A 23,854-nucleotide genomic window follows, 5' to 3' on the forward strand; every position below is an offset into this window, starting at 1 on the left:
CGGCTCGCGGCTCGCGGCTCGCGGCTCGCGGCTCGCGGCTCGCGGCTCGCGGCTCGCGGCTCGCGGCTCGCGGCTCGCGGCTCGCGGCTCGCGGCTCGCGGCGATGGTCGACTTATCGCATCTCAAGTTGTGCTGCAACCTTTTCGGGGCGAACGGGAGCGCAGGGCGGTCGTATTGTACGGGAATCATCACGGGTCGGACCGTGCGACGAAGCGGACGGGCGCCCGGAAACGGGCCTTGCGGGCGGCCCGGCGGAAGGTGGTGAGGACGGCGGGGCCCGCCAGCAGCACGCAGACGAAGTTCGTGACGGCGCGTCCGGTGTCCCAGCCGAGGGACGTGGCGACGTCGAACGCCAGGTAGCGCTGCCACTGCTCGGTGAAGGGGAGACCGGGGAGGTAGGCGATCGAGCTGTTCGGGTCCACCGCGAACGGCCAGAAGGACAGGTTCAGCAGAAAGCCGAAGAGGTAGCCGGAGAGCGAGCCGTAGACGGCGAGCATCAGGACCTCGCGGCGTCCCGTGGCCCGGGGCAGCAGGCCCGCGAGCATGCCGACGAACGCGCAGCCGAACATCTGGTACGGCATCCACGGGCCGACCCCGCCGGTGATCAGCGCGGACGCGAACAGCGAGGTGCAGCCGAGCGTGAAGCCGAAGCCCGGACCGTAGACGCGGCCCGCCAGGACGAGAACGAAGAACACCGTCTCGATGCCCGCCGTCCCCGCGCCGAGCGGGCGCAGCGCCGCGTTCACGGCGGAGAGCACCCCGAGCATCGCCAGGGCCTTGGAGTTGATGCCGCCCTCGGCGATCTCGGAGATCACGACGCACAGGACGAGGACCAGCAGCACGCCGAAGATCAGCGGCGGTGCGTAGTTCGCGCCCAGCCGGCCCGGGGCGACGACGAAGGGCCAGAAGAAGGCAATCAGGCCGAGGAAGGCCGCCATGGCGATCACGACTCCGGCGCGCGGCGCTATGCGGATGGCCCCGGCGGAGCGGTCTGCGAGCTCCTTCACGCGCCCGCCTCCTCGCGCGGGAGCACCGCGGCCACCTGGTCGACCGTCAGGTACGGCAGCGGCGACAGGATCTTCGCCACCTGTGGGGCGAAGACGGGGGAGGCGACGATCACCTCGGTGGTCGGGCCGTCCGCGACGATGTCGCCCTCGGCCAGCACCACGACCCGGTCGGCGGCCCGCGCCGCGAACTCGACGTCATGGGTGGAGATCACCACCGACCTTCCCTCGGCGGCCAGTTCGTCGACCATGGCGATCAGCTGGGTCTTCGCCCGGTAGTCGAGACCGCGCGTCGGCTCGTCCAGCAGCAGCACCCGGGGCGCGGCCGTCAGCTGGATCGCGAGGACCAGCGCCAGCTTCTGGCCCTCGGAGAGGTCGCGCGGATGCGTCGCACCGTCGATGCCCGGGGTCAGCCGGTCCAGGATCGCCCGAGCGGACGGCCCCGTGGCCCCGGTCGGGCCCCTGTCGTCGCCCCCGGTCGCGGACTCGGTGTCGGCCTGGTCGAGTTCCTGCTCGACGCTCTCCAGGTACAGCAGGTCGGTCGGGGTCTGCGGCACGAGTCCGACCAGCCGTCTGGCCTCCGCGGCGGACACGCTCTTCGGATCGCGGCCCTTCGCCGGACCCGGTTCACCGGACCCGTCCCGGCCCACCCCCACCGTCCCGGACGTGCGGGGCCCCGAGCCCTGGAGCGCCCACAGCAGCGACGACTTGCCCGAGCCGTTGCGGCCCATCAGAGCCGTGACCTCACCGGCCCGCAGATCGAGGTCCACCTCCCGCACCGCCGGTACGCCCCGGTAGGCGACCGTGACTCCCCGGGCCCTGAGCAGGTCCGGCCCCGGTGCGGCCGGAACCGGCCGCACCGGCGGGGGCGCCGTGGCCTCCAGCGCCGTCCGCAGCGGGCGGGCGGCGCGCCGGGCGTCGCGTACGGACAGGGGCAGGGGCGACCAGCCGGCCGCCCGGCCCAGCTCGACGATGGGCGGGGCGATCGACGACGCCGTGAAGATCTCCGACGGCGGGCCCGAGACCACCCGGCCGTCGCCGGGCAGATGGATGACGCGGTCGGCGTACTGCACCACCCGCTCCAGCCGGTGCTCGGCCAGCAGCACCGTCACTCCCAGGTCGTGGACCAGCCGGGTCACCGCGGCCAGCACCTCCTCGGCCGCCGTCGGGTCCAGCGCGGACGTCGGCTCGTCCAGCACCAGGACCCGGGGATGGGCGGTGAGCACGGAACCGATCGCGACACGCTGCTGCTGCCCGCCGGACAGCTCGTACAGCGCCCGATGGCGCAGATCCGCGAGCCCCAGCAGGTCGAGCGTCTCCTCGACGCGCTTGCGCATCACCGCCGGCGCGATGGCCAACTGCTCCATCGCGTACGCGAGTTCCTCCTCGACCGTGTCCGTCACGAAGCCGTCCAGCGGATCCTGTCCCACCACGCCCACGACATCGGCGAGTTCGCGCGGCGGGTGGCCCGCCGTGTCGCGACCGTCGACCGTGACCGTGCCGTACAGCGTGCCGCCGGTGAAGTGCGGGACCAGCCCGTTGACCGCGCCCAGCAGTGTCGATTTGCCGACCCCCGTATGGCCCACGACGAGGCAGAGTTCGCCCTCGTCGACCACCAGGTTCACGTCCCGCAGGACCGGCTCGTCGGCGCCGTCGTACTCGACGGACACCTGGTCGAAGGTGATCATGCGGCTTCCTCGGTGCGGGGCGCGGTGATGTGCGGGGTGGGCGGGCTCGGCGGCGGGGCCAGGAACCCGGCGGCCCCGGCGAGCAGAACGGCGGCGGCCGGGACGAGCGGCAGCGTCGGCCAGCTCAACGGATAGATGGACGGGTTGAGTTCGGCCGGGTCGTAGCCGACGTTGACGAACAGCAGCACCGCGGAGAGCACCCCGCAGGACGCCACCGCCCACTCCGCGAACCGCCACGGATCGGGCCGGTACGTCGTACGCGTCACCCGTCGCCCGCCCAGCCGCAGCCCGGCCAGGCAGAGCACCGACCCGGCCGCCAGCGCGGGCAGCCCCAGCAGCCCCGGCGCCGTCGCGTCGAGGAGACCGTACGCACCGGCGCACAGACCGCACATGCCGAGCAGCATCAGCGCCCCGGTCAGCCGCCGTGAGCGCGGCGTCGCCGATCCGGCCCGGCCGTAGCCGCGCGAGTCCATCGCCGCGGCCAGCCGCAATGACCGTTCCAGCGCGTCCTCCAGCACCGGGACGACGATCCCCCGCAGCGCCCCCAGCCCCTTCCTGCGACCGGTCCGCAGCCGGCGGGCACGGGCCACCCGCTGCACGCTCTGCACCAGTTGGGGGGCCACGCTGATCGACACGGCGACGGCGACGCCCAGTTCGTACAGCGCGCCCGGCAGCACGCGCAGCGCCCGCTTCGGGTTGGCGAGGGTGTTCGCCGCGCCGATGCAGCACAGCATGCACGCCAGGCGCAGACCGTCCGTGGCGGCCGACAGCAGCGCCTCCAGCGAGACCGGGCCGCCCAGTTGGATGCCCGCGTACCAGTCCGGCGTCGGGATGTGCGGGAGGGAGAAGAGGCGGTGGTCGTTCGGGGTGACGCCGGTGGCGAACACCGCCCGGAACACCACCCGGATCGCGACGACCGTCAGCGCCAGGTAGAGGTAGTACTTGAACCCGCGGGCCCAGGGGGCCTCGGTGCGCCGCACGGTGATCACATAGCCGAGCACCGCGAGGACCAGGAAGAGCAGCAGCGGGTTGTTGGTCCGGCTGACCGCCGTGGCCAGGGCCAGCGCCCAGATCCACCAGGCGACCGGGTGCAGGGTGCGCGGCAGCCGCCGGCCGCCGGTGTCCGGCCCGGCCCCCTCGCCCGTCCGGGCCACGCGCTGGTCGGTCGTACGGGCCACGCGCGGACTACTGCGCACGGCGGCGGCGCTTCGCGGCGAACACGGCGGCGCCGCCGATGGCCACCACGAGTGCGGTCGTCACCGCCACCGGCGCCATCGACCCGGAGTCGTGCTCCGCGCCGGCCGCCGGGGCCGCGTCCACCACCTTCGCCGACGCTCCCGGCGCGGCCGCCGCCGCACCCGTCGTCGCCGAACCGGAGGCGCTGGGCGGGGGTGTGGGAGAGGCGGACGGGGACGGGGTCGTGGACGCGGACGGCGACGCCGGATCCGAGGGCTTCCGCGAGGGGGCCGGGGGCGGCGGAGCCTGGTCGCCGCCGCCCGGCCGCTGGGTCGTCCGCGTCGCGTCGGGCTTCGGCTCCGGCGCCGGATCGCCGCCCGTGGGACGGGCGTTGTGGGCGCGCAGCTGGTCCGGCGTGACGGTGGGGCGGCCCTTCGTGCCCCCGATGTCCGTCCCGCCGAAGATCCACAGATCCACGCTGCCCGGCCGGGGCCGGTAGCTCATCGCGCCGAGCTGGCTGTACTCCCAGGTGCTCTCCCCGGGGTCGGCGTGCCAGTACGACCAGTAGGCCGAGGCGGGCGGCGTGAGGACGCAGTCCTCCTGCTGGGACGTCGGATACTGCCGGCCGCCCTGGTGTCCGCTGTAGCCGATCCGGCAGATGAACGCCGGGCCGTCGTGCCCGGTGCCGGTGGTCCGCCAGCCGCCCTGGTTGAGCAGCTCGTAGCCGGTCGCCGGCGTCGTGCCGCAGGAGCGGTAGACGGGGCCGCCCCAGTGGCTGAAGTCGACCGCCAGCACCACGCCCGACGAGGTGGTGCACCGGCCGATCGGCTGCGGGGCCGCCGAGGACGGACCGGCGGGCACGAGGAGCGCCGCGCCCGTCAGACCGATGGCGGCCAGGGCACGCCCGGCGGTGCGAAGCAGAGGGAAGCTCACCGCGAACCGCCTGCCGCCGTACGCCGGTTGCGGGCGGCTGCGACCGTGCGCCAGCCCGCCAGGACCAGCACCGCGGCGGCCGCCGCGAGGCCGAGCGCCTGCACGCCGGTCGACGCGAGGCCGCCCCCGCCGCCCGGACCGTCGGCGTTGACGACACCGCCGCCCGTGCCGTCCCCGGGGGTGACGATCGCCGGGGCGGACGAGGACGGGACCGGGTTGGGCGTGGTGCCCTCCAGGCTGCGGGTCAGCACACCGAAGGAGATGCCGGTGGCCCCGCCGACGGCCTGCGCCGAGGCACGGATGTCGGAACCCCGCTGCCCCTCCTCGGCCACGTTGAAGCCGCCGTCCGCGTTCTGCTGCGAGGCGAGGAACTTCAGCGCCTTCGTGATCTGCCGGTCGAACTTCTCCGCGTCCAGGGACAGCCCCTGCACGGCGAGCGCCGCCGAGTTGACCGAGTTGCCGGACGCGCCGGGGAAGCCGCCGTCCGGCAGCTGCTGTGCGGCGATCCAGGCCAGGGCCTTGTCCACGGCGGCCGTGTGCGCGCCGCCCGGGACCAGGTCCAGGGTCATCGCGGCCATCGCCGTCGAGTCCACCTCCGAGTCGCCCGTCGCCGGGATCAGGCTCGGGAACGCGCCGGACGAGTCGTGCTGGAGACGCGCCAGATACGCGATCGGGGCCTCGGCGGCCTTCGCCTCGCCGGCCCGCACCTGGGCGATGATCCCGAGCGCGTGCGCGAAGACGGACGGTGCGTAGGTGTACGCGCCCTGCGCGGCGCAGCTGCGGTCGGGCGCGGTGCTCGGCTTCTCGCAGACCGCGTCGGCCAGGCCGGCGATCAGGTCCTGGCCGCCGAAGTCGCGCGGATCGCGTTCGACGGCCTGGGCGAGGACGGCCGCCTTGCCCATCGAGCCGCCGAGTGCGTGCTTGCCGCCCACACCGGTCCAGTCGTTCAGGGTCCGGCCCTCGCCGTCCTTGCCACCCTGTTCCAGGAAGTCCACGATCGTGCGCAGCGCGTTGTCGTCATGACCGGTCGCCGCCAGCGCGAACGCTCCGTCGATGGTCAGGCCGAAGTCGGCGCGTCCGGTCTTCTCGTCGGCTTTGTAGTAGCGGCCCTGGTGGAGCTGGCCGGGGGCGGTGAGGTAGGCGACGCCCTTCTTCAGGTCGGGGCCCACGCCCGGCGGGCGCGTCGTCGGCGGGGCGGTGGGACCGGTCGTCGGGGGAGCAGTCGGCGGGACGGTCGGTTCGGGGACCTTGGTGGTGAGGGTGACCAGGCTGGTGTCCGCGCCGGCCAGCACGGTGGGGCCCGTCGCGTACAGCGCGCCGTCGGTGGCGCCCTCGTCGAATCCGAAGCCGCCGTCGTCGAGCTGCTGACGGGACAGCCAGGAGACCGCCGCGTCCGCCGGGCCGCCGTCGCCGAGCGCTCGCAGCGCCTGGGCCGCGTACGCGGTGGCCGCGATGGAGCCGGTGGTCGCACCGTTGTACGGAGGGAACGCGCCCGACTCCAGCTGGGCCTTCTTCAGGTACGCACGCATCCTGGCCACGGCGGCGTCCTGGCCGCCGGCCTCGGCCACCACCTGGGCGACCAGGCCGGTGGTCGCCGGGTCGCCGTCGCAGTACTCGCCGGGGCTGATGAGGATGCTGGTCACCGAGCCGTCCGCGCAGACCAGTTGGGTCAGCCGGGCCACGGTCCCGGCGGGCGGTTCGACCCCGCCGCGCAGCAGCGCCAGTACGGCGAGCGCCTGGCCGTCGGCGTACGTCGCGCCGTGGAAGTCGCCCTTGGCCGTGCAGCCGGGGGTGGGGTTGCCGGAGTCCGGCCCGGCCGGGCAGACGTGCTGCGCGAGGTCGCCGAGCAGGTCGTGGCCGCCGAAGGCGCGCGGGTCGCCCTCGGTGATCTCCGCGAGCAGCGCCAGTCGGGCCGCCGCCGTGGCGTCGGGTGCCTCGTCCGTGCCGGCCGGGTAGGCGTACGCCTCGGTCCGTCCGGCGAGGTGGGCCGTCACCTTGTCCAGGGCCGGTACCCTGCCGTTCGCCGCGGCCAGCGCGTACGCCGCCTCGGTGGTGAGGAGGTCGTCCGGCGTCCCGGATTCCTCGTGCGCGACATGGGTGCCGTCGCGCAGCTGACCGCTCACCCAGCGGGCGGCGGCCGGGAGGTCGATCTCCCCGGCGGGCACACCGGGGCCGCCGGTCGGGTCGTCGGTGGGGCCGGGCGTCGCGCCCCCGCCCGCGCGGACCTCGTCGGGGGTGAAGGTGGGCTTCCCGGTGGAGCCGCCGACGTCGGTGCCGCCGAACACCCAGGCGTCCACGTCACCCGCCTGCGGCCGGCGGTTCATCGCGCCGAGCGGACTGTAGGACCAGGTCTCCTGGCCGGGCGAGGCGATCCAGTACGACCAGTAGGCGGTGGCCTGCGGGGTCAGCACACAGTCCTCGGTCGCCGGAGTCGGGTACTGCGTACCGGAGTCGAAGGAGCCCACGCCGATCCTGCAGATGAAGCCGTCGCCGTCGTGCTGGGTCCCCTCGGTGCTGAACCCGCCCTCGTGGAGGAGGTCGTAGCCGGTGGTCGGGGTGGTGTCGCAGCCGCGCACCACGCCGCCGTCGAACGGGCCGAAGTCCACCGCGACGACGGCGCCCTTCGTGGCCGTGCACTCCTCGACGGGGTCGGCCGCCGCCGGGCCCGCGCCGGTGACGAACGCCACGCTCGCGGCGAAGGTCATCGCCGCGGCCGTGATCAGCGGGAGAAGTCTCTTCTTCCCCACGCGCCGGTCCTGTTGCTGTGCGGTCCCCACCACGGCCCCCTCGTGTCGTCCGGGCGGGCCCCGCGTGGCAGACGGCACCCCGGCAGGGCACGGCCGCGAAGGGGCCGCCCACAGGGAGCTGTTCGAACCACGCCGTAGTCCGCGACGGCGTTTCTCGCTGAAATTCCTGGCCCCAGGCATTCCGGCTCGCCCGCACGACGGCGGGCCTACGGTTGCGGGTCAGCGCCGGATTTCGACCGGCTTCCCCTGGGGCTGAGTGCTTATCAGGCGGATTGGAACACGCTGTCGAAGAGACCGTCAAGGTGGCCTGTGTCTCCTTCGTGACGGCCCCTCGGGGCGGCGGGGCCCTCTCTGGCGCGCCCCCGCCGCCTCGGGTAGCGTCCTGGCCTGCCGTGTGGGGGAACCCGGTGCGAATCCGGGGCTGACGCGCAGCGGTGTGGGACGGCAGGGGGCCGCTCCCGAGCCCGAATGCCCAGCCGGCAGTCGATCCAGGAAAGAAGCCGTACCCACGCGTCCGGGCGTCGGCCACCTTCAGCCTGCCCTGCGCCGTGCGGCCCGGGAGGTGCTGCGGTGCCGTGCGCCCCTCATCCCAGGAGCAGGCACATGCCCCGTTCTGTCACCTCCCGTACGTCCCGTCGCCTCGCCCTCGTGGCGCCCGCCGCCCTCGGGGCGTTCGTCCTCACGGCGCTTCCCGCCGCCGCGACGTCCACGCCCGCGCAGATCGCCACCTCGAAGACCAACGGTGTGGCGTACGTCAAGTCCCTCCAGGCCGCGGACGGTTCGTACGCCGGCTCCGGACTCTCCAACGAATGGGCGTTCAGCGCCTTCGCCGCAGCCGGGACGGCCGCGGTCGACGTGACACCGGGCGGCGACGCCACCAAGAACGCCCGCACCGTCTACCGCAACCTCCTGGCCACCCCCGGCTGGCCCTCCGCCACCCCCGTCGTCACCGACTACCAGCGCGGCACGCTCAACGCGTACGCCGCCGGAATCGACCCCGCCCGGGTCTCCGCATCGCGCAACCTGATCGCCGACATCTACGGCTACTGGCAGAACGCGGAGGCCGGCTACTTCGGCCCGTCCGCCAACTACAACGGCACCGTCTTCGCCGCCCTCGCCCTGGGCGGCGCGAGAACCCAGGCGGGCGGCGGACGGGTCCCGCAGGCGCTCGTCGACAAGATCGTCACCCGCCTCCGGGCCAACCAGCACAACGACGGCGGCTGGACCTACGCCAAGGCCGAGGGCAACGCCACCGAGCTGGCCAAGCCGGGCGACGTCGACATGACCGGGGCCTCGATGGCCGCACTCTGCGTCTCCGGCGTGCCGAACACCGACCCCGACATCCTCCAGGCCAAGGCGTTCCTCAAGAGCAAGCTGATCAACGCCTCCGGCGCGTTCAACGCCCTGTACGGCATCAACTCCAGCTCCAACGGCTGGGCCGTCTCCGGGCTCAACGCCTGCGGCATCAACCCGCAGACCGGCGACTTCCTCACCCCGACGGGCAAGACCCCGATCGACTTCCTGATCGCCCAGCAGTTCACCCCGGGCGGCGGCTTCAAGTACCAGCCCTCCGACACCTCACCGTCCGCCTACTCCTCCCTGGACGCCCTGCGCGCCGTGGCCGGCGGCGGCTTCACCGCGGCCCCGCCCACCCCGGTCACCCCGGGCGCGCCCCGGTGGGTCGCGGCGGGCGGCTTCACGGCCGGTACGGCGACGAAGCTGGCGCTCACCGTGGACGACGGCACCGGCACCCTGAAGGTCTGCTCGGTCGCCTTCACCCCGACCGGCACGAGCACCACCCTCGGCGACGTCCTGACCGCGGCGACGAGCGCCGCCACCCCGGCGGGCTGCGTCGCCTCGGTGGTCCCTGCCTCCGGCAGCGGCACCATCACCTCCGTCAACGGCAAGGCCAACGCCGGCGCGGCGACCTGGAAGGTGTCCGTGGACGGTTCGGCCTTCGCCGGGGCCGCCCGCGACAAGGTGATCGGCGTCGGCGACACCATCGCGCTGCGCTACTCCTGACCCGGTCCGGTGACGGGGACGCGCACCGCCTACGCGGACGGCGTCCCCTTCACCGGGTACGGCACGAACGTGCTGCTGTTCTCGTCGATCGCCAGCGGCTGCCCCAGCGGCGGGACCGCGCGCTGCGGGCAGTCCAGGCGCTCGCAGATCCGGCAGCCCATCCCGATCGGCGTCGCGGCCGAGGCGTTGTCCAGGTCGAGGCCGTCGGAGTAGACCAGCCGCCCGGCATGCCGGATCTCGCAGCCCAGCCCGATCGCGAACGTCTTGCCGGGCTCGCCCCAGCCGCCCCGGTGCCGGGTCACGGCCCGCGCGGTCCACAGATAGCGCTGCCCGTCCGGCATCGCCGCGATCTGCACATGGATCCTGCCGGGCGCGGCGAACGCCTCGTACACGTTCCACAGGGGGCAGGTGCCGCCCGCGCGGGAGAAGTGGAAGCCGGTCGCGGACTGCCGCTTCGACATGTTCCCCGCCCGGTCGACCCGGACGAAGGAGAACGGCACCCCGCGCAGCCGTGGCCGCTGGAGCGTCGACAGCCGGTGGCAGACCGTCGCCCGGGTCCAGATCTGGCAGTGGCTCAAGCACGGGGCGGTCGACCGGGAGACGGTCCTCGGGCTCCTCGACGAAGAGCTGGCCGCGCTCGGAGCCGCCTACCCCTGGGCCCGGCTCGACCAGGTCCGCGACCTGTTCGAACGCACCGGGCTCGGCAGGGAACTGCCCGCCTTCTTCACCGCCGAGGCGTACACCCGGGGTCTCCGCCTCGCTGGAGCGGGCCGTCCGGCGCGGCAAGCTCGACCGCCTCGCCGCCGAGGACGCTCTCGGCAGGCTGCTCTTCACCGGCCGCCTCGACGACCTGGCCGACCGCCGGCTCGTCATCGAGGCCGTCGTCGAGAACGCTGCCGCCAAGACGGAGGTCTTCACCGCCCTCGACAAGATCGTCGAGGACCCCGAAGCGATCCTGGCGACCAACACCTCCGCCCTCCCGGTCATGCGGCTCGGCATGGCGACCCACCGCGCCGACCGCGTCCTCGGCCCGCACTTCTTCAACCCCGTGCCGGTGCTTCCGCTCGTGGAGGTGGTTGGCCGGGCTGCTCGGCCGGAAGAGCGGCCGCGGGTTCCACACGTACGACCGGGGCTGAGGGGCCCGGGTCCGGGGCGCGGCTGACGGACCGTTTGGTCCAGACCTCTTGACCGCAGGTCTGGACCATTCTACGTTTTGGCAGGGTCACGACATGGGGTGGGCGGTGCGAACCCTTCGCACCGGCGCGGCAGACCCGGGCAGGAAGGACACGCGTCATGGGCAGGACATCACGGCTGCTGGGCACCGCACTGGCCGCGGCACTCGTCGTACCGATGCTGATCGGGGCGGCGCCGCCGAAGGCCGCCGCCGACGAGACCTGTCCGGTCAAGTCGAAGCCCGCGGGCAAGGTCCTCCAGGGGTACTGGGAGAACTGGGACGGCGCGGCCAACGGCGTGCACCCGCCGCTCGGCTGGATCCCGATCACCGACTCCCGCATCACCCAGCACGGCTACAACGTCATCAACGCCGCCTTCCCCGTCATCCGCTCCGACGGCACCGTCCTCTGGGAGGACGGCATGGACAGCACCGTCAAGGTCGCTACCCCCGCCGAGATGTGCGAGGCCAAGGCCTCCGGCCTCACCACCCTCATGTCGATCGGCGGAGCCACGGCCGGGATCGACCTCAACTCCACCGCCGTGGCCGACCGGTTCGTCGAGACCATCGTCCCGATCCTGAAGAAGTACAACTTCGACGGCATCGACATCGACATCGAGACCGGCCTCACCGGCTCCGGGAACATCAATGAGCTGTCCCCCTCCCAGGCCAACCTGATCCGCATCATCGACGGCGTCCTCGCCGCGATGCCCGACAACTTCGGCCTCACCATGGCCCCCGAGACGGCGTACGTCACCGGCGGCAGCGTCACCTACGGCTCCATCTGGGGCTCCTACCTGCCGATCATCAAGAAGTACGCCGACAACGGCCGCCTGTGGTGGCTGAACATGCAGTACTACAACGGCAGCATGTACGGCTGCTCCGGCGACTCCTACTCCGCCGGCACCGTCGAGGGCTTCACCGCCCAGACCGACTGCCTCGACCGCGGGCTCGTCATCCAGGGCACCACCATCAAGGTGCCCTACGACAAGCAGGTCCCCGGCCTCCCCGCCCAGGTCGGGGCGGGCGGCGGCCATATGGACACCGGTCTCGTCGCGCAGGCCTGGAACCACTACAACGGCTCCCTCAAGGGGCTGATGACCTGGTCCCTGAACTGGGACGGCTCAAAGGGCTGGACCTTCGGCGACAACGTGAAGGCCCTCCAGGGGCGTTGAGCCCCTGCCCGTTCGGCCGCCGCGCCCCCGGTCCGCTCCGGACCGGGGGCGCGGCGCTGCTCCGGCCGGGGCGCAACACGAGGAAGGCGTGAACCGATCGCGCACCGGGGCGGTCGAGAGAGCAGAATCGGGTACGGACCGGGGTGATCGTTTCCCCGGTGCGCCGGTCCCGTCTCCCCGCGGGCCCGCCGACGACGAAGACGTACGAGGAGAACCGATGGCGCACGAACGGGCCGGGCAGCCGGCGCTCGCCGCAGACCTGGTCGACGTGGCACGGCTGGTGACGGCCTACTACGCCCTCCACCCCGATCCGGCCGAGCCCGCCCAGCGGGTCGCCTTCGGGACCTCCGGCCACCGCGGCTCCGCGTTCGCCGCAGCGTTCAACGAGGACCACATCGCCGCCACCACCCAGGCGATCTGCGACTACCGCACCCGCCAGGGCACCGACGGGCCGCTGTTCCTCGGCGCGGACACCCACGCGCTGTCCGAACCCGCCCGGGTCACCGCACTGGAGGTGCTCGCCGCCAACGGGGCCACCGTCCTCATCGACAGCGAGGACGGCTACACCCCGACCCCCGCCGTCTCGCACGCCATCCTCACGTACAACCGGGGGCGCACCGAGCACCTGGCCGACGGCATCGTGGTCACCCCGTCGCACAACCCGCCCGCCGACGGCGGCTTCAAGTACAACCCGCCGAACGGCGGCCCGGCCGCGTCGGACGCCACCTCCTGGATCCAGGACCGGGCCAACGCCCTGATCGAGGCCGGACTCGGGGAGGTCCGCCGGATCCCGTACGCCCGTGCCCTGGCCGCCGACACCACCCGCCGGCACGACTTCCTGACCGCGTACGTCGACGACCTGCCCGCCGTCCTCGATCTCGACGCCGTACGGGACGCGGGGATCCGCATCGGCGCCGACCCGCTCGGCGGCGCGTCCGTCGCCTACTGGGGGCGGATCGCGGAACGGCACCGTTTCGACCTCACCGTCGTCAACCCGCTCGCCGACCCCACCTGGCGGTTCATGACGCTGGACTGGGACGGCAGGATCCGGATGGACTGCTCGTCGCCGCACGCCATGGCCTCGCTGATCGCCCAGCGCGACGCGTACGCCATCGCCACCGGGAACGACGCGGACGCCGACCGGCACGGCATCGTCACCCCCGACGGCGGTCTGATGAACCCCAACCACTACCTGGCCGTGGCCATCGACTACCTCTACACCCACCGGGAGAACTGGTCCGCCGGGACGGGCATCGGCAAGACCCTGGTCTCCTCGTCGATGATCGACCGGGTCGCGCAGGACCTCGGCCGCACCCTGGTGGAGGTCCCGGTCGGCTTCAAGTGGTTCGTCGACGGCCTCTACGACGGCAGCCTCGGCTTCGGTGGCGAGGAGTCCGCCGGGGCCTCCTTCCTGCGCCGCGACGGCCGGGTCTGGACCACGGACAAGGACGGCATCCTGCTGGCCCTCCTCGCCTCCGAGATCACCGCCGTCACCGGCTCCACCCCCTCCCAGCGCTACGCGCAGCTCACCGGCCGCTTCGGCGACCCGGCCTACGCCCGCATCGACGCGCCCGCCACCCGCGAGGAGAAGGCGGTCCTGGCGAAGCTCTCCCCGCAGCAGGTCAAGGCCGACACCCTGGCCGGGGAACCCGTCACCGCCGTCCTCACCGAGGCCCCCGGCAACGGCGCGGCGATCGGCGGCCTCAAGGTCTGCACCGACAGCGCCTGGTTCGCCGCCCGCCCCTCGGGCACCGAGGACGTCTACAAGGTGTACGCGGAGAGCTTCCAGGGCCCCGGCCACCTGGCCCGGGTCCAGGAGGAGGCCAGGGCGCTCGTCTCCGAAGCGCTGGGCGGGGCATAGGAGTTCGACGGTCGGTGAGCGGCGGCGGACCCGGGCGGGTGGTGCGGGCGCTCAGGAGCCCGGCACCGTCGGACGCACCTGACGCAGGAAGGCCGCGTTGTCCGGTGTGCGCCGGACCCTGTCGAGCAGCGTCTGCAGGGCCCCCTGGGCGTCCCGGGTGTTCAGGGCGCGGCGCAGGGCTCGTACCGCCGCCAACTCGCCGGGAGCGAAGAGGAGTTCCTCCCGGCGGGTGCCGGAGCGGGTGATGTCGACGGCCGGGAAGATCCGCGACTCGGCGGCGGAGCGGTCCAGGCGCAGTTCCATGTTGCCGGTGCCCTTCAGCTCCTCGAAGAAGAACTCGTCGGCCCGCGAGCCCGTCTCCACGAGGGCCGTCGCCAGGATGGTCAGCGAACCGCCCTCCTCGGCACAACGGGCCGCGCCGAACAGCTTCTTGGGGCCGGTCAGGGCCCCCGCGTCGACGCCGCCGCTCAAGGTCCGCCCGCCCGCGCGGGCCGCGTTGTTGTGGGCCCGGCACAGCCGGGTGAGGGAGTCCAGCAGGACCACCACGTCCCGGCCCTGCTCGACGAGGCGCTGAGCGCGCTCGAGAGCGAGTTCGGCCAGGGCGATGTGCTCCTTCGCGGGCCGGTCGAAGGTCGACGCGTACACCTCGCCGCGCACCGAGCGGCGCATGTCCGTGACCTCCTCGGGGCGTTCGTCGAGCAGCACCACCATCAGGTGCGCCTCGGGGTGGTTGGTCGCGACGGCCGCGGCCAGTTGCTGGAGCAGCACCGTCTTCCCCGTCCGGGGCGGTGCGACGATGAGGCCGCGCTGCCCCTTGCCGACAGGGGAGACGAGGTCGACGACGCGGGGCGCGGGCCCGCCGCGCGGCGTCTCGAGACGCAGCCGCTCGTGGGGGTGGACCGGCGTCAGGTCGCGGAAGCGGGCACGGCCCCGCAGGGCTTCCGGGGCGAGTCCGCCCACGCGGTCGACCGAGGACAGGACGCGCGGCCGGTCGCAGCCGCCCTCGACGGCATCGCCCTTGCGCAGCCCGTGGCGGCGGATCAGGGCGGACGACACCTGGATGTCGTCGGGGGAGGGGTGGCCGCCGTGGACCCGGAGCATGCCGTGTCCGGTGTCCGTGGTGTCGAGGAGGCCGGCGACCCGGACAGGGTGCTGCTCCCGGGCTGCGGGGCGTTCGAGTGTGGTGGTCATGGGAGGGGGTCCTTTCGCGGACAGGCGAATGAGGGGACCGGCGTACGGAGGGGCGGTTCGATCACGCCACGCACCGGGGGCACGGAAGCCCTGGGCCGGAGAGACAGCGAATACGCTGGGAAGATGCTGGATCGCCGGTCGGAAAGGACGGGCGCAACAGCGGTGGAGAGGAATCAGCACCGGTGCCCGATGAGAAGGGGCATGCACATGTGCTGATCGCACTGTACCACTGTGCGCCGAGATCATGCGGAGATCGCGCCGGGACCGCGGCCGGGACCGCGCCCGAAGAGTGCCGGAACAGCGCCGGAAAGGGCTCGAGGGCGGTGGGAACCCCGAGGCTTCGGGGTTCCCACCGCCCTCGGTGGCCGTGGACGGACCGCAGGTCAGCCGGTCACGCCCAGCAGGGGAGCCCAGGACTCCAGTGCGGGCTTCTCGGCGAGGTCGGCGAAGGCCACCTCGATGCCGTGGTCGCGGCGCCAGGCGGCGGCCAGCGACATCAGGCGGACCGAGTCGAGACCGTAGTCGACGAGGTTCTCGTCGAGGGGGATCTCCTCGGGGTCCTCGCCGAGGACGTCGGCGACATCGGCACGGAGCTGTACGAGCGTGAGCGTCACGGGGGTCACTTTCCTTCGAAGACGGTCCGGGTGGTGGTGACGACGGCGCACTTGCCCGCGGCCCACCGCAGCGCCATCGCGTGGTCCTCGGCCGAGAAGTCCGCCACCGCGTCGGCCACCACGAACGCCTGGATGTCCTGCATCCAGGCATCGCACGCGGTCATCAGCACGCCGATATGGGCGTAGACGCCGGTGATGACGATCTGGTCGCGGCCCTGCTCGCGCAGCCTCTCCAGCAGATCCGTGCGGACGAAGCCGCTGTACTTCCACTTGGTGAGGACGGTGTCTCCCGCGTCGGGCGCGACCTCGTCCGCGATGGCCGCCAGGTTCTCGTCGGCCGGGAGACCGGGACCCCAGAAGTCCTGCTGGAGGCCGCGTTCCTCGGCGCTCTGGCCGCCGGGCTGCGCGGTGTAGAGCACCGGGACGCCCAGCCGCGCCGCGTCCTTCTTCAACTCGGCCACATGGGCGAGGAGTTCGGGCACGGGCGCGGCCCGGCGGTCGTACGCCGACAGGAAGTGGTTCTGCAGATCGTGGACGAGGAGCACCGCACGCGCGGGGTCGACGCTCCAGCCGACCCGGTTGGCGGGCAGTTCGTCGGCGGTCGGCAGGGGGTAGGGGGCGATGGCGGGCAGGGCCATGGTGGAGAGGGTTCCGTTCGGAGAGTTGTTCAGCGGGACGGGGCCGGCGACGGTGCCGGGGAGGGGACCGGAGCCAGGGCGGGAGAGGAAGCCGGGGCGGGAGAGGGAGCCGGGGCCGGCGAGGCGATGCGGGCGGCGGCGTTGCGCAGGTCCTTCTTGGAGACCTTGCCCACGCCGGTCTGCGGGAACGCGGCGACGAACTCGACCCGGTCCGGCACCTTGTAGGCGGCCAGGCCCCGCTCGCGGACGAACCGCTTGACGGCCACCGCCTTGAGCGGACCCGCGCCCGAGCGCAGGATCACGTAGGCGCAGACGCGTTCGCCCAGATACGGGTCGGGCTCGGCCACCACGTTGGCGTCGTGCACGGCCGGGTGGGCGAGGAGGTGGTTCTCGACCTCCTCGGCGGCGATCTTCTCGCCGCCCCGGTTGATCTGGTCCTTGGCGCGCCCCTCGACGACGAGGTGCCCGGTCGCGGTGGTCCGCACGATGTCGCCGGTGCGGTAGAAGCCGTCCTCGGTGAAGGAACGGGCGTTGTGCTCGGGGGCGTTCCAGTAGCCCCGGATGGTGTAGGGGCCCCGGGTCAGCAGGTGGCCGGTCTCGCCCGGGGCCACCTCCCGGTCCTCGTCGTCGACGACGAGGATCTCGTCGTCGGGCGAGATGGGCCGCCCCTGTGTGGTGACGATCGTCTCGACCGGGTCGTCCAGCCGGGTGTAGTTGACCAGGCCCTCGGCCATGCCGAAGACCTGCTGGAGCGTGCAGCCGAGCGCGGGCCGCACCCGGCGGGCCGCCTCCTCGCTGAACTTGGCGCCGCCCACCAGCAGAACGTCCAGGCTGCCGATGTCGTGCGCGGTGCCGGGCGCGGCCTCCGTCCAGAGCAGGGCCAGCGGCGGCACGAGCCCGGTGATGGTGACGCCCTCGCGCTCGATCAGCGGGAAGGCCACCTCCGGCGAGGGCCCCGGGCACAGCACGACACGGCCCCCGGCGTACAGGGCGCCGAGCGAACCGGGGGAGGAGAGCGGGAAGTTGTGGGCCGCCGGAAGGACGCAGAGGTAGACGCTGTTCTCGTCGACCGCGCAGATCTCGTTGGAGCCCCGCAGCGAGTAGATGTAGTCGTCGTGGGTGCGCGGGATCAGTTTCGGTATGCCGGTGCTGCCGCCGGAGAGCTGGAGGAAGGCCAGGTCGTCCGGGCGCGGGCCGCCGTAGCCCACCGGCTCCTCGGCGACCTCGGCCAACGCCTCGAACGCGCCGGGATCCCCCTGGGCGACGAACACATGGCGCAGCGTGCCCACGTCCGCGAGGGTCTTCGACGCCAGCTCACGGTAGTCGTAGCCGCCGTGCTCGGCCGCGATGACGTACGCCACCGCCTCGGTGAACTCGCAGAAGTAGGTGATCTCGCTCTCGCGGTGCGCGGGCAGCGCGAAGACCGGCAGCGCGCCGATCCGGAACAGCGCGAAGATCACCTCGAAGAACTCGGCGATGTTGGGGAGTTGCACCACCACCTTGTCGCCCTTGGCGATGCCGCGGGCCAGGAAGCCCGCCGCCAGCCGGTCGGCGCGCCGGTCGAGATCGGCGTACGTCCACCGGCTGCCCGCCGCCGGGTCGACGATCGCGACCCGGTCCGGGTGCGCCTCGGCACGCTGCCGGAGCATCTCCCCGAAGGTCTCCCCGCGCCACCAGCCGGCCGCCCGGTACTTCTCCGCGCATTCGGCGGGCCAGGTCGGCGCCGCCGCGTCCGTACTCACAGCTCGGCTCCCACGGCGCTCAGGAAGGTGCGGAACTTCGCCGCGGTCTCGGCGGTCTCCGCCTCGGGTTCGGAGGCGGCGACGATGCCCGCCCCCGCGAAGAGCCGCAGCAGGCGCTCCTCGGCCTCGGCACAGCGGATCGTGACGACCCAGTCGCCGTCGCCCTCGGCGTTGCCCCAGCCGATCATGCCGGTGAAGAATCCGCGGTCGAACGGTTCGGTCTCCGCGATGACCTGACGGGCCGTACGCGTCGGCGTCCCGCACACGGCGGGCGTCGGGTGCAGCGCGCAGGCCAGCTCCAGCGCCGAGGCGTCGGGGGAGACGAGGGTGCCGGTGACCGTGGTGGACAGGTGCCACATGGTGGCGGTGCGGATGAGCGTCGGGCGGGCCGGGACGGTCAGGTCCGTGCAGTACGGGGCGAGCGCCTGGTGGACGGCGTCCACGACGACGGCGTGCTCGTGGAGGTCCTTGACGGACTCCAGCAGCGTCGCCGCCCGGCGCACGTCCTCGGCGAGGTCGGCGCTGCGCGGGGTCGAACCGGCGAGCGGATTGGCGACGACCTGCCTGCCGTGGCGGGAGACGAGCAGCTCGGGGCTGGCCCCGACGAGGGTGCGCCCGGGGCCGGTCGGCAGGGCGAAGGTGTAGCCGGAGGGATCACGGCGGGCGAGGCGCTGGAGCATCGCGGGCAGGTCGAGGGGGCGCTCGGAGGTGAGTTCGAGGGTGCGGGCCAGGACGACCTTGCTGAACTCGCCGCGCCACATGCGCTCCACGGCGGAGGCGACGCCCTTGCCGTAGATCTCCGGTTCGGGCACCGGGCGGATCTGCCAGTTCCCCGCCGCGGGGGCGCTCGCGGGCAGGGCGATGAGCGGGTCGGAGGCGAGCGGCGGCGCGGTGCGCACCTGCTCCGGGACGCTCAGGGCGGCCGGGGCGGTGTGGTCGAAGGGGATGGCGCCGAGCACCACCGGCGACTCCTGGCCGGCGGCGACCGCTGCGGCGAGCGTGGCGTCCACCCGCGCGGTCAACGGTCTCTCGTCATGGGGGACATGGCGTCCCGGTCCCCGTGCGAGCAGGGTGCGTCCGGGGGTGGCGAGAAAGTGGTCGCCCGGTGTGTAGGCGTCCAGCAGCGAAGTGGCCGCTCCTACGGCCGGGTGGGCCGGATCGGCCGGGGCGGTGTGCGTGGCGACCTGGGGTGCCGTCGACACGGGGACTCCATTCTCGATGGTCCCGTCAGCGGGGTGCGGGGGGCTGGATGGGAGGTGAGGAAAAGGGGAAGAGGCGGGCGGGCGGTCAGCGCAGGGTCGCGCCGCCGTCGACGTACAGCTCCTGCATGGTGATGTGGCGGGCGCGGTCCGAGGCGAGGAACGCCACCGTCTCCGCGATGTCCCCGGGGTCGGCGATCCGGCCCAGCGGAATGCCGGTGCGGTACGTCGAGGAGTCCCCGTCGATGACGCGCTGTTCGGCGCCCGGGTCGGTCCACAGCGCGCGTTGCATCGGCGTGTCGGTGGAGCCGGGAGCGACGACGTTGCAGCGCACGCCGCTGCGGGCGAGTTCGAGGCCCAGACACTTGGTGAACATGGCGGCGGCCGCCTTGGAGGCGGCGTAGGCGGCCATGCCGGTGCGGGGGATCCCGGCGGCGTTGGATCCGACGGTGACGACCGCGCCGGATCCGCGGGCCGCCATGAGCGGTGCGACGGCCTGGGAGACATGGAAGACGCCGGTGGCGTTCACCGCGAAGGTGTCCGCCCAGTCCTGCGCGGAGAGCACGGCCGCCGGGCCGGTGCGCAGGATGCCCGCCACGTTCACCAGGACGTCGACCGGACCGAGTTGGCGCTCGACGCGGGCCACGGTGCTCTCCACCGAGCTCCGGTCGGTGATGTCCATCACATACGGGTCCAGGCTGCCCGCCGAGCGCTCGTCACCGGGCAGTTTCTCCTGCGTCCGGGTCCACTCGGTGGCCAGCGCCTCGATGCCGGGCAGGACGCGGTCGGTGGCGGCCACGCGGGCGCCGAGCGTGGCGAGCAGGTCGGCCACGGCCGCGCCGATGCCTTGTGCGGCACCGGTGACCAGAGCAGTGCGGCCGAGGAACTCGCCACTTCTGCCCGGTATGTGCTCAGGCATGAGCAACCTCCTCCGGTTGTTAGGTAAGGGTAACCTAAATTAGATCGACTACCGAGAAGGGTGTCGGATCGTCGATATCTACTTAGGCTAGCCTCACCTTATGCAAACGCCGCGCACGGGGACCACGGCCTCGGCTCCCGAACATGACTCCTCGACTGTTCAGTTGGACGGGGGCGAAGCCGACCGGGCGACGAAGGCCCCGCCCGCCGGACGCGAGGAGGCATCCCCGGCCGGCACCGGGGGAACGCCGTCGGCCCGCCCCACGACGGGCCCGCGCGGCCGGACCGTGGCGATCGCCGTCGGGGGACTGGCCCTCGCCGTGCTGCTGTTGACGGCCCTGTCCCTCTCGATCGGCGCGGGCGAGGTCGGACCCGGCGGCGTCCTGGACTATCTGCTCGGCCGGGACGGCGCGCGCGACAACGCCCGGCTCTCCCTCGTCGTCGGCGACCTGCGCCTGCCGCGCACCCTCACCGCGCTGCTCGTCGGAGCCGCCCTCGGCGTCGCCGGATGCCTCCTCCAGGCGGTCACCCGCAACCCGCTCGCCGAGACCGGACTCCTCGGGGTCAACGCGGGCGCCTCGCTCGGCGTCGTCGCGGGCATCGCGCTCCTGGGCTTCGATTCCGGTTACGCCTACCTGGTCTGCGCGTTCGTCGGCGCGGTGGTCGCCAGCGGCCTGGTCCTCCTCATATCCGGCAGACGCGGCGGCGGCTCCCCCATGCGCCTGGTCCTCGCGGGCGCGGCCCTCGGCGCGACCTTCGGCGGGCTCACCAGCGTCATCGTCGTCAACTCCGCCGAAACCTACGACCGATTCCGCTTCTGGGTCCTCGGCTCCCTCGCCGGGGTCGAGGGCTTCGGCGAACTCGGCCGCCTCGCCCCCGTCCTCGCCCTCGGCTTCCTCGTCGCGCTTCTCGTCGCGCGCCCGCTCTCCGCCCTGGCGCTCGGCGACGACCTGGCCCGCAGCCTCGGCCACCGGCCCCCCGTGATCCGTACGGTGGTCGCCATCGGCGTCACCCTCCTGACCGCCGCCGCCGTCGCGCTCGCCGGACCCATCTCCTTCCTCGGCCTGCTCGCCGGCTTCCTCGCCCGCGCGCTCGCCGGCACCCGGCTGGCGGCCCGGATCCTGCTCGCCGGGCTCATCGGCGCCTGCGTCCTGACCATCTCCGACATCGCCGCCCGCGTCGTCTCCCGGCCCTTCGAGGCGCCCGTCTCCGTCATCGTCGCCCTCATCGGCGCCCCCGTCCTCATCGCCATCGTCCGCTCCCGGCAACTGGCCTCGATGGGCATGACGGAACCGGCCACCGAGGAACGCGCCCCCGATCGCCCCCGCCGCCTCCGGATCGCCCTGCCCCGCCCGGCCCGCCGCACGCCGAAGACCCTCCGGGCCCGCCCGGCCGACACCCTGGTCCTGCGCCGCGGCCCCCTGTCCCTCCTCGTCACCCGGCGCGCCGCCCTCGCCGCCCTCGCCCTGACCGGGGCCCTCCTGCTCGCCGTGGTCCTCTCCGCGTACGCGGGCCAGAGCGACATGGGCGTCGGCCGCACCTTCCGCGCGGTGCTCGGCCAGGGCGACCGCTTCGACGTCCTGCTCGTCCAGAAGTTCCGCCTCGGCCGCATCGTCGCCGGACTGACCGCGGGCGCGGCCCTCGGCCTCGCGGGCTGCCTCACCCAGACCCTGGCCCGCAACCGCCTGGCCACCCCCGAACTCCTCGGCGTCAACGACGGGGCCACCGCCGCCGTCCTGCTCTCCGTCACCCTCAGCGCCACCGGATCCTTCGGCGCCTGGTGGGCCGGGCCGATCGGCGCGCTGGCCGCCGTCATCGTCGTCACCACCGTCTCCGGCGGCCTCGGTCAACGCGGCTACCGCGTCCTCGTCGTCGGCCTCGCCATGTCCGCGCTGGCCTCCGCGATCACCCAGGTCGTCCTGTCCCGCCGATCCCTCTCCTCCGCGAGCTCGCTGTACGTATGGACCTCGGGCAGCCTCAACGGGCGCAGCTACTCCGTCGCCGTCCCCGTCCTCATCGGCCTCGCGGTCCTCGTCCCCCTCAGCCTCGCCGTCGCCCGCCACCTGGGCGTCCTGCGCTTCGACGACGCCACCGCCTCCTCGCTCGGCTCCGCCCCCGGCCGGGTCCGCGCCCTCTCCCTGCTCCTGGCCGTCGCCCTCGCGGGCCTCGCCGTCGGCATCTGCGGACCCGTCGGCTTCGTGGCGCTGGCCTCCCCGGTCATCGCCTCCCGGCTCGCCGGCCCGCTGCGCGTCCCGCTCGTCGGCTCGATGCTGACCGGGGCCGTCCTCGTGGTCGCCGCCGACACCCTCGGCCGGATCGTCTTCGACGGCGTCGAACTCCCCGTCGGCATCGTCACCACCGTCCTCGGCGGCCCCTTCCTGCTCTGGGTGCTGCTCGGCCGCTCCGCGGCCACCCGCGTATGAAAGGCGATGCGACCGTGACCTACCCGCCGCGCACCAACCCGCCGGCCTCTCCCGCGTCCGGGGGGCCGACCGGACCCGGGGCGACCGCCGTGCGAAGCCCCCTGCTGCGTACGCTCCTTGACGACGTGGGTGCGGGCAAGCCCGACGCCGAGGAGGCGTTCTGGCGCCACGTGGCCACCGCCGGAGCCCCGCTCGTCGAACCCGACCCCGAGGGCGACCCCGGCCACCGGCTCGTCACCTTCGTCCGTCGCGAGGACCCCGAGCGCCCCGCCACCCACGTCCTGGCCCTGGTCCACACGGTGACCGACAAGGACCGGCACGCGGGCGACCTCGCCCCGCACCTGATGGAACGGATCGACGGCACCGGGGTGTGGGCGATCAGCCACCGGCTGCGCGCCGACCACCGAGCCTCGTACCAGTTCCACACCACCGATGGCACGCGCGAGGACGCCCTGCGCGCCGACCGGGCCTCCTGGCTCCAGGTCCTGGACCACGCCGGGCCCGACCCGCTCAACGACCGGGCCCCGCTGCCCTCCCGGGACGGCCGCAACCCCGCCTCCGTACTCGAACTCCCCGAAGCCCCCGCGCAGTCGCGCACCCGCCGGCGCGAGGACGTGGACCGGGGGCGGACGCTCGACGCCGAGGTCGACGGCCGCCGGATCACCGTCCACCTGCCGCCCGGCCACCGCCCGGACGGCGGCCCGTACGCACGCGCCGTGCTCCTGGACGGCGAGATGTGGGGGCCGGTCCTCGGCGTCGGCGACATCCTCGACAACCTGCACGCCGACGGGGACCTGCCGCCCACCGTGGCGGTCCTGGTCGACACCATGGGCCGCCGCATGGAGGACCTCGCCTGCAAAGCCCCGTTCGTCGACTGGCTCGCCGACACCCTGCTCCCCTGGACGGAACGGGAGTACGGGGCCGGGGCCGACGCCACGCGGACCGTCGTCGCCGGGCAGAGCGCGGGCGGCCTCACCGCCGCGTTCGCCGCCTTCCGGCGGCCCGACCGCTTCGGCCTCGCCCTCTCCCAGTCCGGCTCCTTCTGGTGGCCCGACGACGAACGCGGCAGCGAGTGGCTCACCGGCCAGTACGCCTGGGCCGAGCGCCGGCCGGTGACCCTCCACCTGGAGGTCGGCCTCCAGGAGTGGATGCTTCTCGCGGAGAACCGCAGGTTCCGCAATGTGCTGCGCGCCCGCGGCTACGACGTGCGCTACCGCGAGTTCAACGGCGGCCACGACTACGCCTGCTGGCGCGGCGGCCTGGCGGACGGGCTGGCGGAACTGCTCGGCGAGGGCTGAACGGCCGGAGGCCCGGGGCGGCATCCCCCCTCCGGATGCCGCCCCGCACCTCGT

Annotated in this window: 16 protein-coding genes, 3 pseudogenes and 2 riboswitches; of the genes and pseudogenes, 7 read left to right on the plus strand and 12 right to left on the minus strand. The window is 73.5% G+C overall.

Annotation, left to right across the window (positions count from 1 at the left end):
* Positions 1-188: 188 nt before the first annotated feature.
* From ACH4UK_RS22445 to ACH4UK_RS22465, 5 genes are all read right to left on the minus strand, one after another.
* Positions 189-938 carry an ECF transporter S component gene (locus ACH4UK_RS22445; protein ID WP_398359249.1) on the minus strand — a complete coding sequence of 250 codons (750 nt, stop codon included), beginning with the start codon at positions 936-938 and terminating at the stop codon, positions 189-191.
* Between the two features lie 65 nt (positions 939-1,003).
* A complete protein-coding gene (locus ACH4UK_RS22450) occupies positions 1,004-2,692 on the minus strand; it encodes an ABC transporter ATP-binding protein (RefSeq protein ID WP_398358836.1) in 1,689 nt (562 codons plus the stop codon).
* A complete protein-coding gene (locus ACH4UK_RS22455) occupies positions 2,689-3,870 on the minus strand; it encodes an energy-coupling factor transporter transmembrane component T (protein WP_398358838.1) in 1,182 nt (393 codons plus the stop codon). The genes ACH4UK_RS22450 and ACH4UK_RS22455 overlap by 4 nt, the downstream gene beginning before the upstream one ends.
* A gap of 7 nt (positions 3,871-3,877) precedes the next feature.
* On the minus strand, positions 3,878-4,801 hold the full coding sequence (locus ACH4UK_RS22460; protein WP_398358840.1) for a hypothetical protein: 924 nt from the start codon (positions 4,799-4,801) through the stop codon (positions 3,878-3,880).
* Positions 4,798-7,578, minus strand: a complete 2,781-nt coding sequence (locus ACH4UK_RS22465; protein WP_398358842.1) for a prenyltransferase/squalene oxidase repeat-containing protein — start codon at positions 7,576-7,578, stop codon at positions 4,798-4,800. Before ACH4UK_RS22465 ends, ACH4UK_RS22460 begins: the two co-directional genes overlap by 4 nt.
* A 145-nt stretch (positions 7,579-7,723) precedes the next feature.
* Positions 7,724-7,794, minus strand: a riboswitch (cobalamin riboswitch).
* A gap of 151 nt (positions 7,795-7,945) precedes the next feature.
* A riboswitch (cobalamin riboswitch) is annotated at positions 7,946-8,022 on the plus strand.
* Positions 8,023-8,151: 129 nt separating this feature from the next.
* Here ACH4UK_RS22465 and ACH4UK_RS22470 point away from each other — a divergent pair.
* Positions 8,152-9,570, plus strand: a complete 1,419-nt coding sequence (locus tag ACH4UK_RS22470; RefSeq protein WP_398358844.1) for a hypothetical protein — start codon at positions 8,152-8,154, stop codon at positions 9,568-9,570.
* Positions 9,571-9,599: 29 nt separating this feature from the next.
* Here the strand turns inward: ACH4UK_RS22470 and ACH4UK_RS22475 are convergent.
* Positions 9,600-10,118: pseudogene (locus tag ACH4UK_RS22475) on the minus strand (short-chain fatty acyl-CoA regulator family protein); the annotation flags it as partial.
* On the opposite strand from ACH4UK_RS22475, the pseudogene ACH4UK_RS22480 reads away from it, so the two are divergent.
* From ACH4UK_RS22480 to pgm, 4 genes and pseudogenes are all read left to right on the plus strand, one after another.
* A pseudogene (locus ACH4UK_RS22480) lies at positions 10,117-10,341 on the plus strand (malate synthase A); the annotation flags it as partial. The pseudogenes ACH4UK_RS22475 and ACH4UK_RS22480 overlap by 2 nt on opposite strands.
* Positions 10,319-10,648, plus strand: a pseudogene (locus ACH4UK_RS22485) (3-hydroxyacyl-CoA dehydrogenase NAD-binding domain-containing protein); the annotation flags it as partial. The pseudogenes ACH4UK_RS22480 and ACH4UK_RS22485, both read left to right, overlap by 23 nt.
* A 215-nt stretch (positions 10,649-10,863) precedes the next feature.
* A complete protein-coding gene (locus ACH4UK_RS22490; RefSeq protein ID WP_398358846.1) occupies positions 10,864-11,916 on the plus strand; it encodes a chitinase in 1,053 nt (350 codons plus the stop codon).
* A gap of 217 nt (positions 11,917-12,133) precedes the next feature.
* Positions 12,134-13,777, plus strand: a complete 1,644-nt coding sequence (pgm, locus tag ACH4UK_RS22495) for a phosphoglucomutase (alpha-D-glucose-1,6-bisphosphate-dependent) (protein ID WP_398358848.1) — start codon at positions 12,134-12,136, stop codon at positions 13,775-13,777.
* Positions 13,778-13,828: 51 nt separating this feature from the next.
* On the opposite strand, the gene rho is transcribed toward pgm, so the two are convergent.
* The 6 genes from rho to ACH4UK_RS22525 form a co-directional block, all read right to left on the minus strand.
* The gene (gene rho, locus ACH4UK_RS22500; RefSeq protein ID WP_398358850.1) at positions 13,829-14,968 is read right to left on the minus strand and encodes a transcription termination factor Rho; all 1,140 of its coding nucleotides are present in this window, start codon (positions 14,966-14,968) and stop codon (positions 13,829-13,831) included.
* A gap of 383 nt (positions 14,969-15,351) precedes the next feature.
* A complete protein-coding gene (locus ACH4UK_RS22505) occupies positions 15,352-15,591 on the minus strand; it encodes a phosphopantetheine-binding protein (protein ID WP_398358852.1) in 240 nt (79 codons plus the stop codon).
* Complete coding sequence (locus ACH4UK_RS22510) at positions 15,588-16,220, minus strand: isochorismatase family protein (RefSeq protein ID WP_398358854.1); 633 nt, start codon at positions 16,218-16,220, stop codon at positions 15,588-15,590. The genes ACH4UK_RS22505 and ACH4UK_RS22510 overlap by 4 nt, the downstream gene beginning before the upstream one ends.
* A 29-nt stretch (positions 16,221-16,249) precedes the next feature.
* Positions 16,250-17,962: a (2,3-dihydroxybenzoyl)adenylate synthase gene (locus ACH4UK_RS22515; protein ID WP_398358856.1), complete on the minus strand. Its 1,713-nt coding sequence runs from the start codon at positions 17,960-17,962 to the stop codon at positions 16,250-16,252.
* Positions 17,959-19,164: an isochorismate synthase DhbC gene (gene dhbC / locus ACH4UK_RS22520; protein WP_398358857.1), complete on the minus strand. Its 1,206-nt coding sequence runs from the start codon at positions 19,162-19,164 to the stop codon at positions 17,959-17,961. The genes ACH4UK_RS22515 and dhbC overlap by 4 nt, the downstream gene beginning before the upstream one ends.
* Before the next feature lie 85 nt (positions 19,165-19,249).
* Positions 19,250-20,080, minus strand: a complete 831-nt coding sequence (locus ACH4UK_RS22525; protein ID WP_398358859.1) for a 2,3-dihydro-2,3-dihydroxybenzoate dehydrogenase — start codon at positions 20,078-20,080, stop codon at positions 19,250-19,252.
* Positions 20,081-20,180: 100 nt separating this feature from the next.
* Here ACH4UK_RS22525 and fhuB point away from each other — a divergent pair, with 100 nt between their 5' ends.
* Together fhuB and fes are read left to right on the plus strand one after the other, a co-directional pair.
* The gene (gene fhuB, locus ACH4UK_RS22530) at positions 20,181-22,502 is read left to right on the plus strand and encodes a Fe(3+)-hydroxamate ABC transporter permease FhuB (RefSeq protein ID WP_398358861.1); all 2,322 of its coding nucleotides are present in this window, start codon (positions 20,181-20,183) and stop codon (positions 22,500-22,502) included.
* On the plus strand, positions 22,499-23,800 hold the full coding sequence (fes, locus tag ACH4UK_RS22535) for an enterochelin esterase (RefSeq protein WP_398358863.1): 1,302 nt from the start codon (positions 22,499-22,501) through the stop codon (positions 23,798-23,800). The genes fhuB and fes overlap by 4 nt, the downstream gene beginning before the upstream one ends.
* Positions 23,801-23,854: the final 54 nt, after the last annotated feature.

It is taken from the genome of Streptomyces sp. NPDC020884 (assembly GCF_044333935.1).
In the GTDB taxonomy this organism is placed as follows: domain Bacteria; phylum Actinomycetota; class Actinomycetes; order Streptomycetales; family Streptomycetaceae; genus Streptomyces.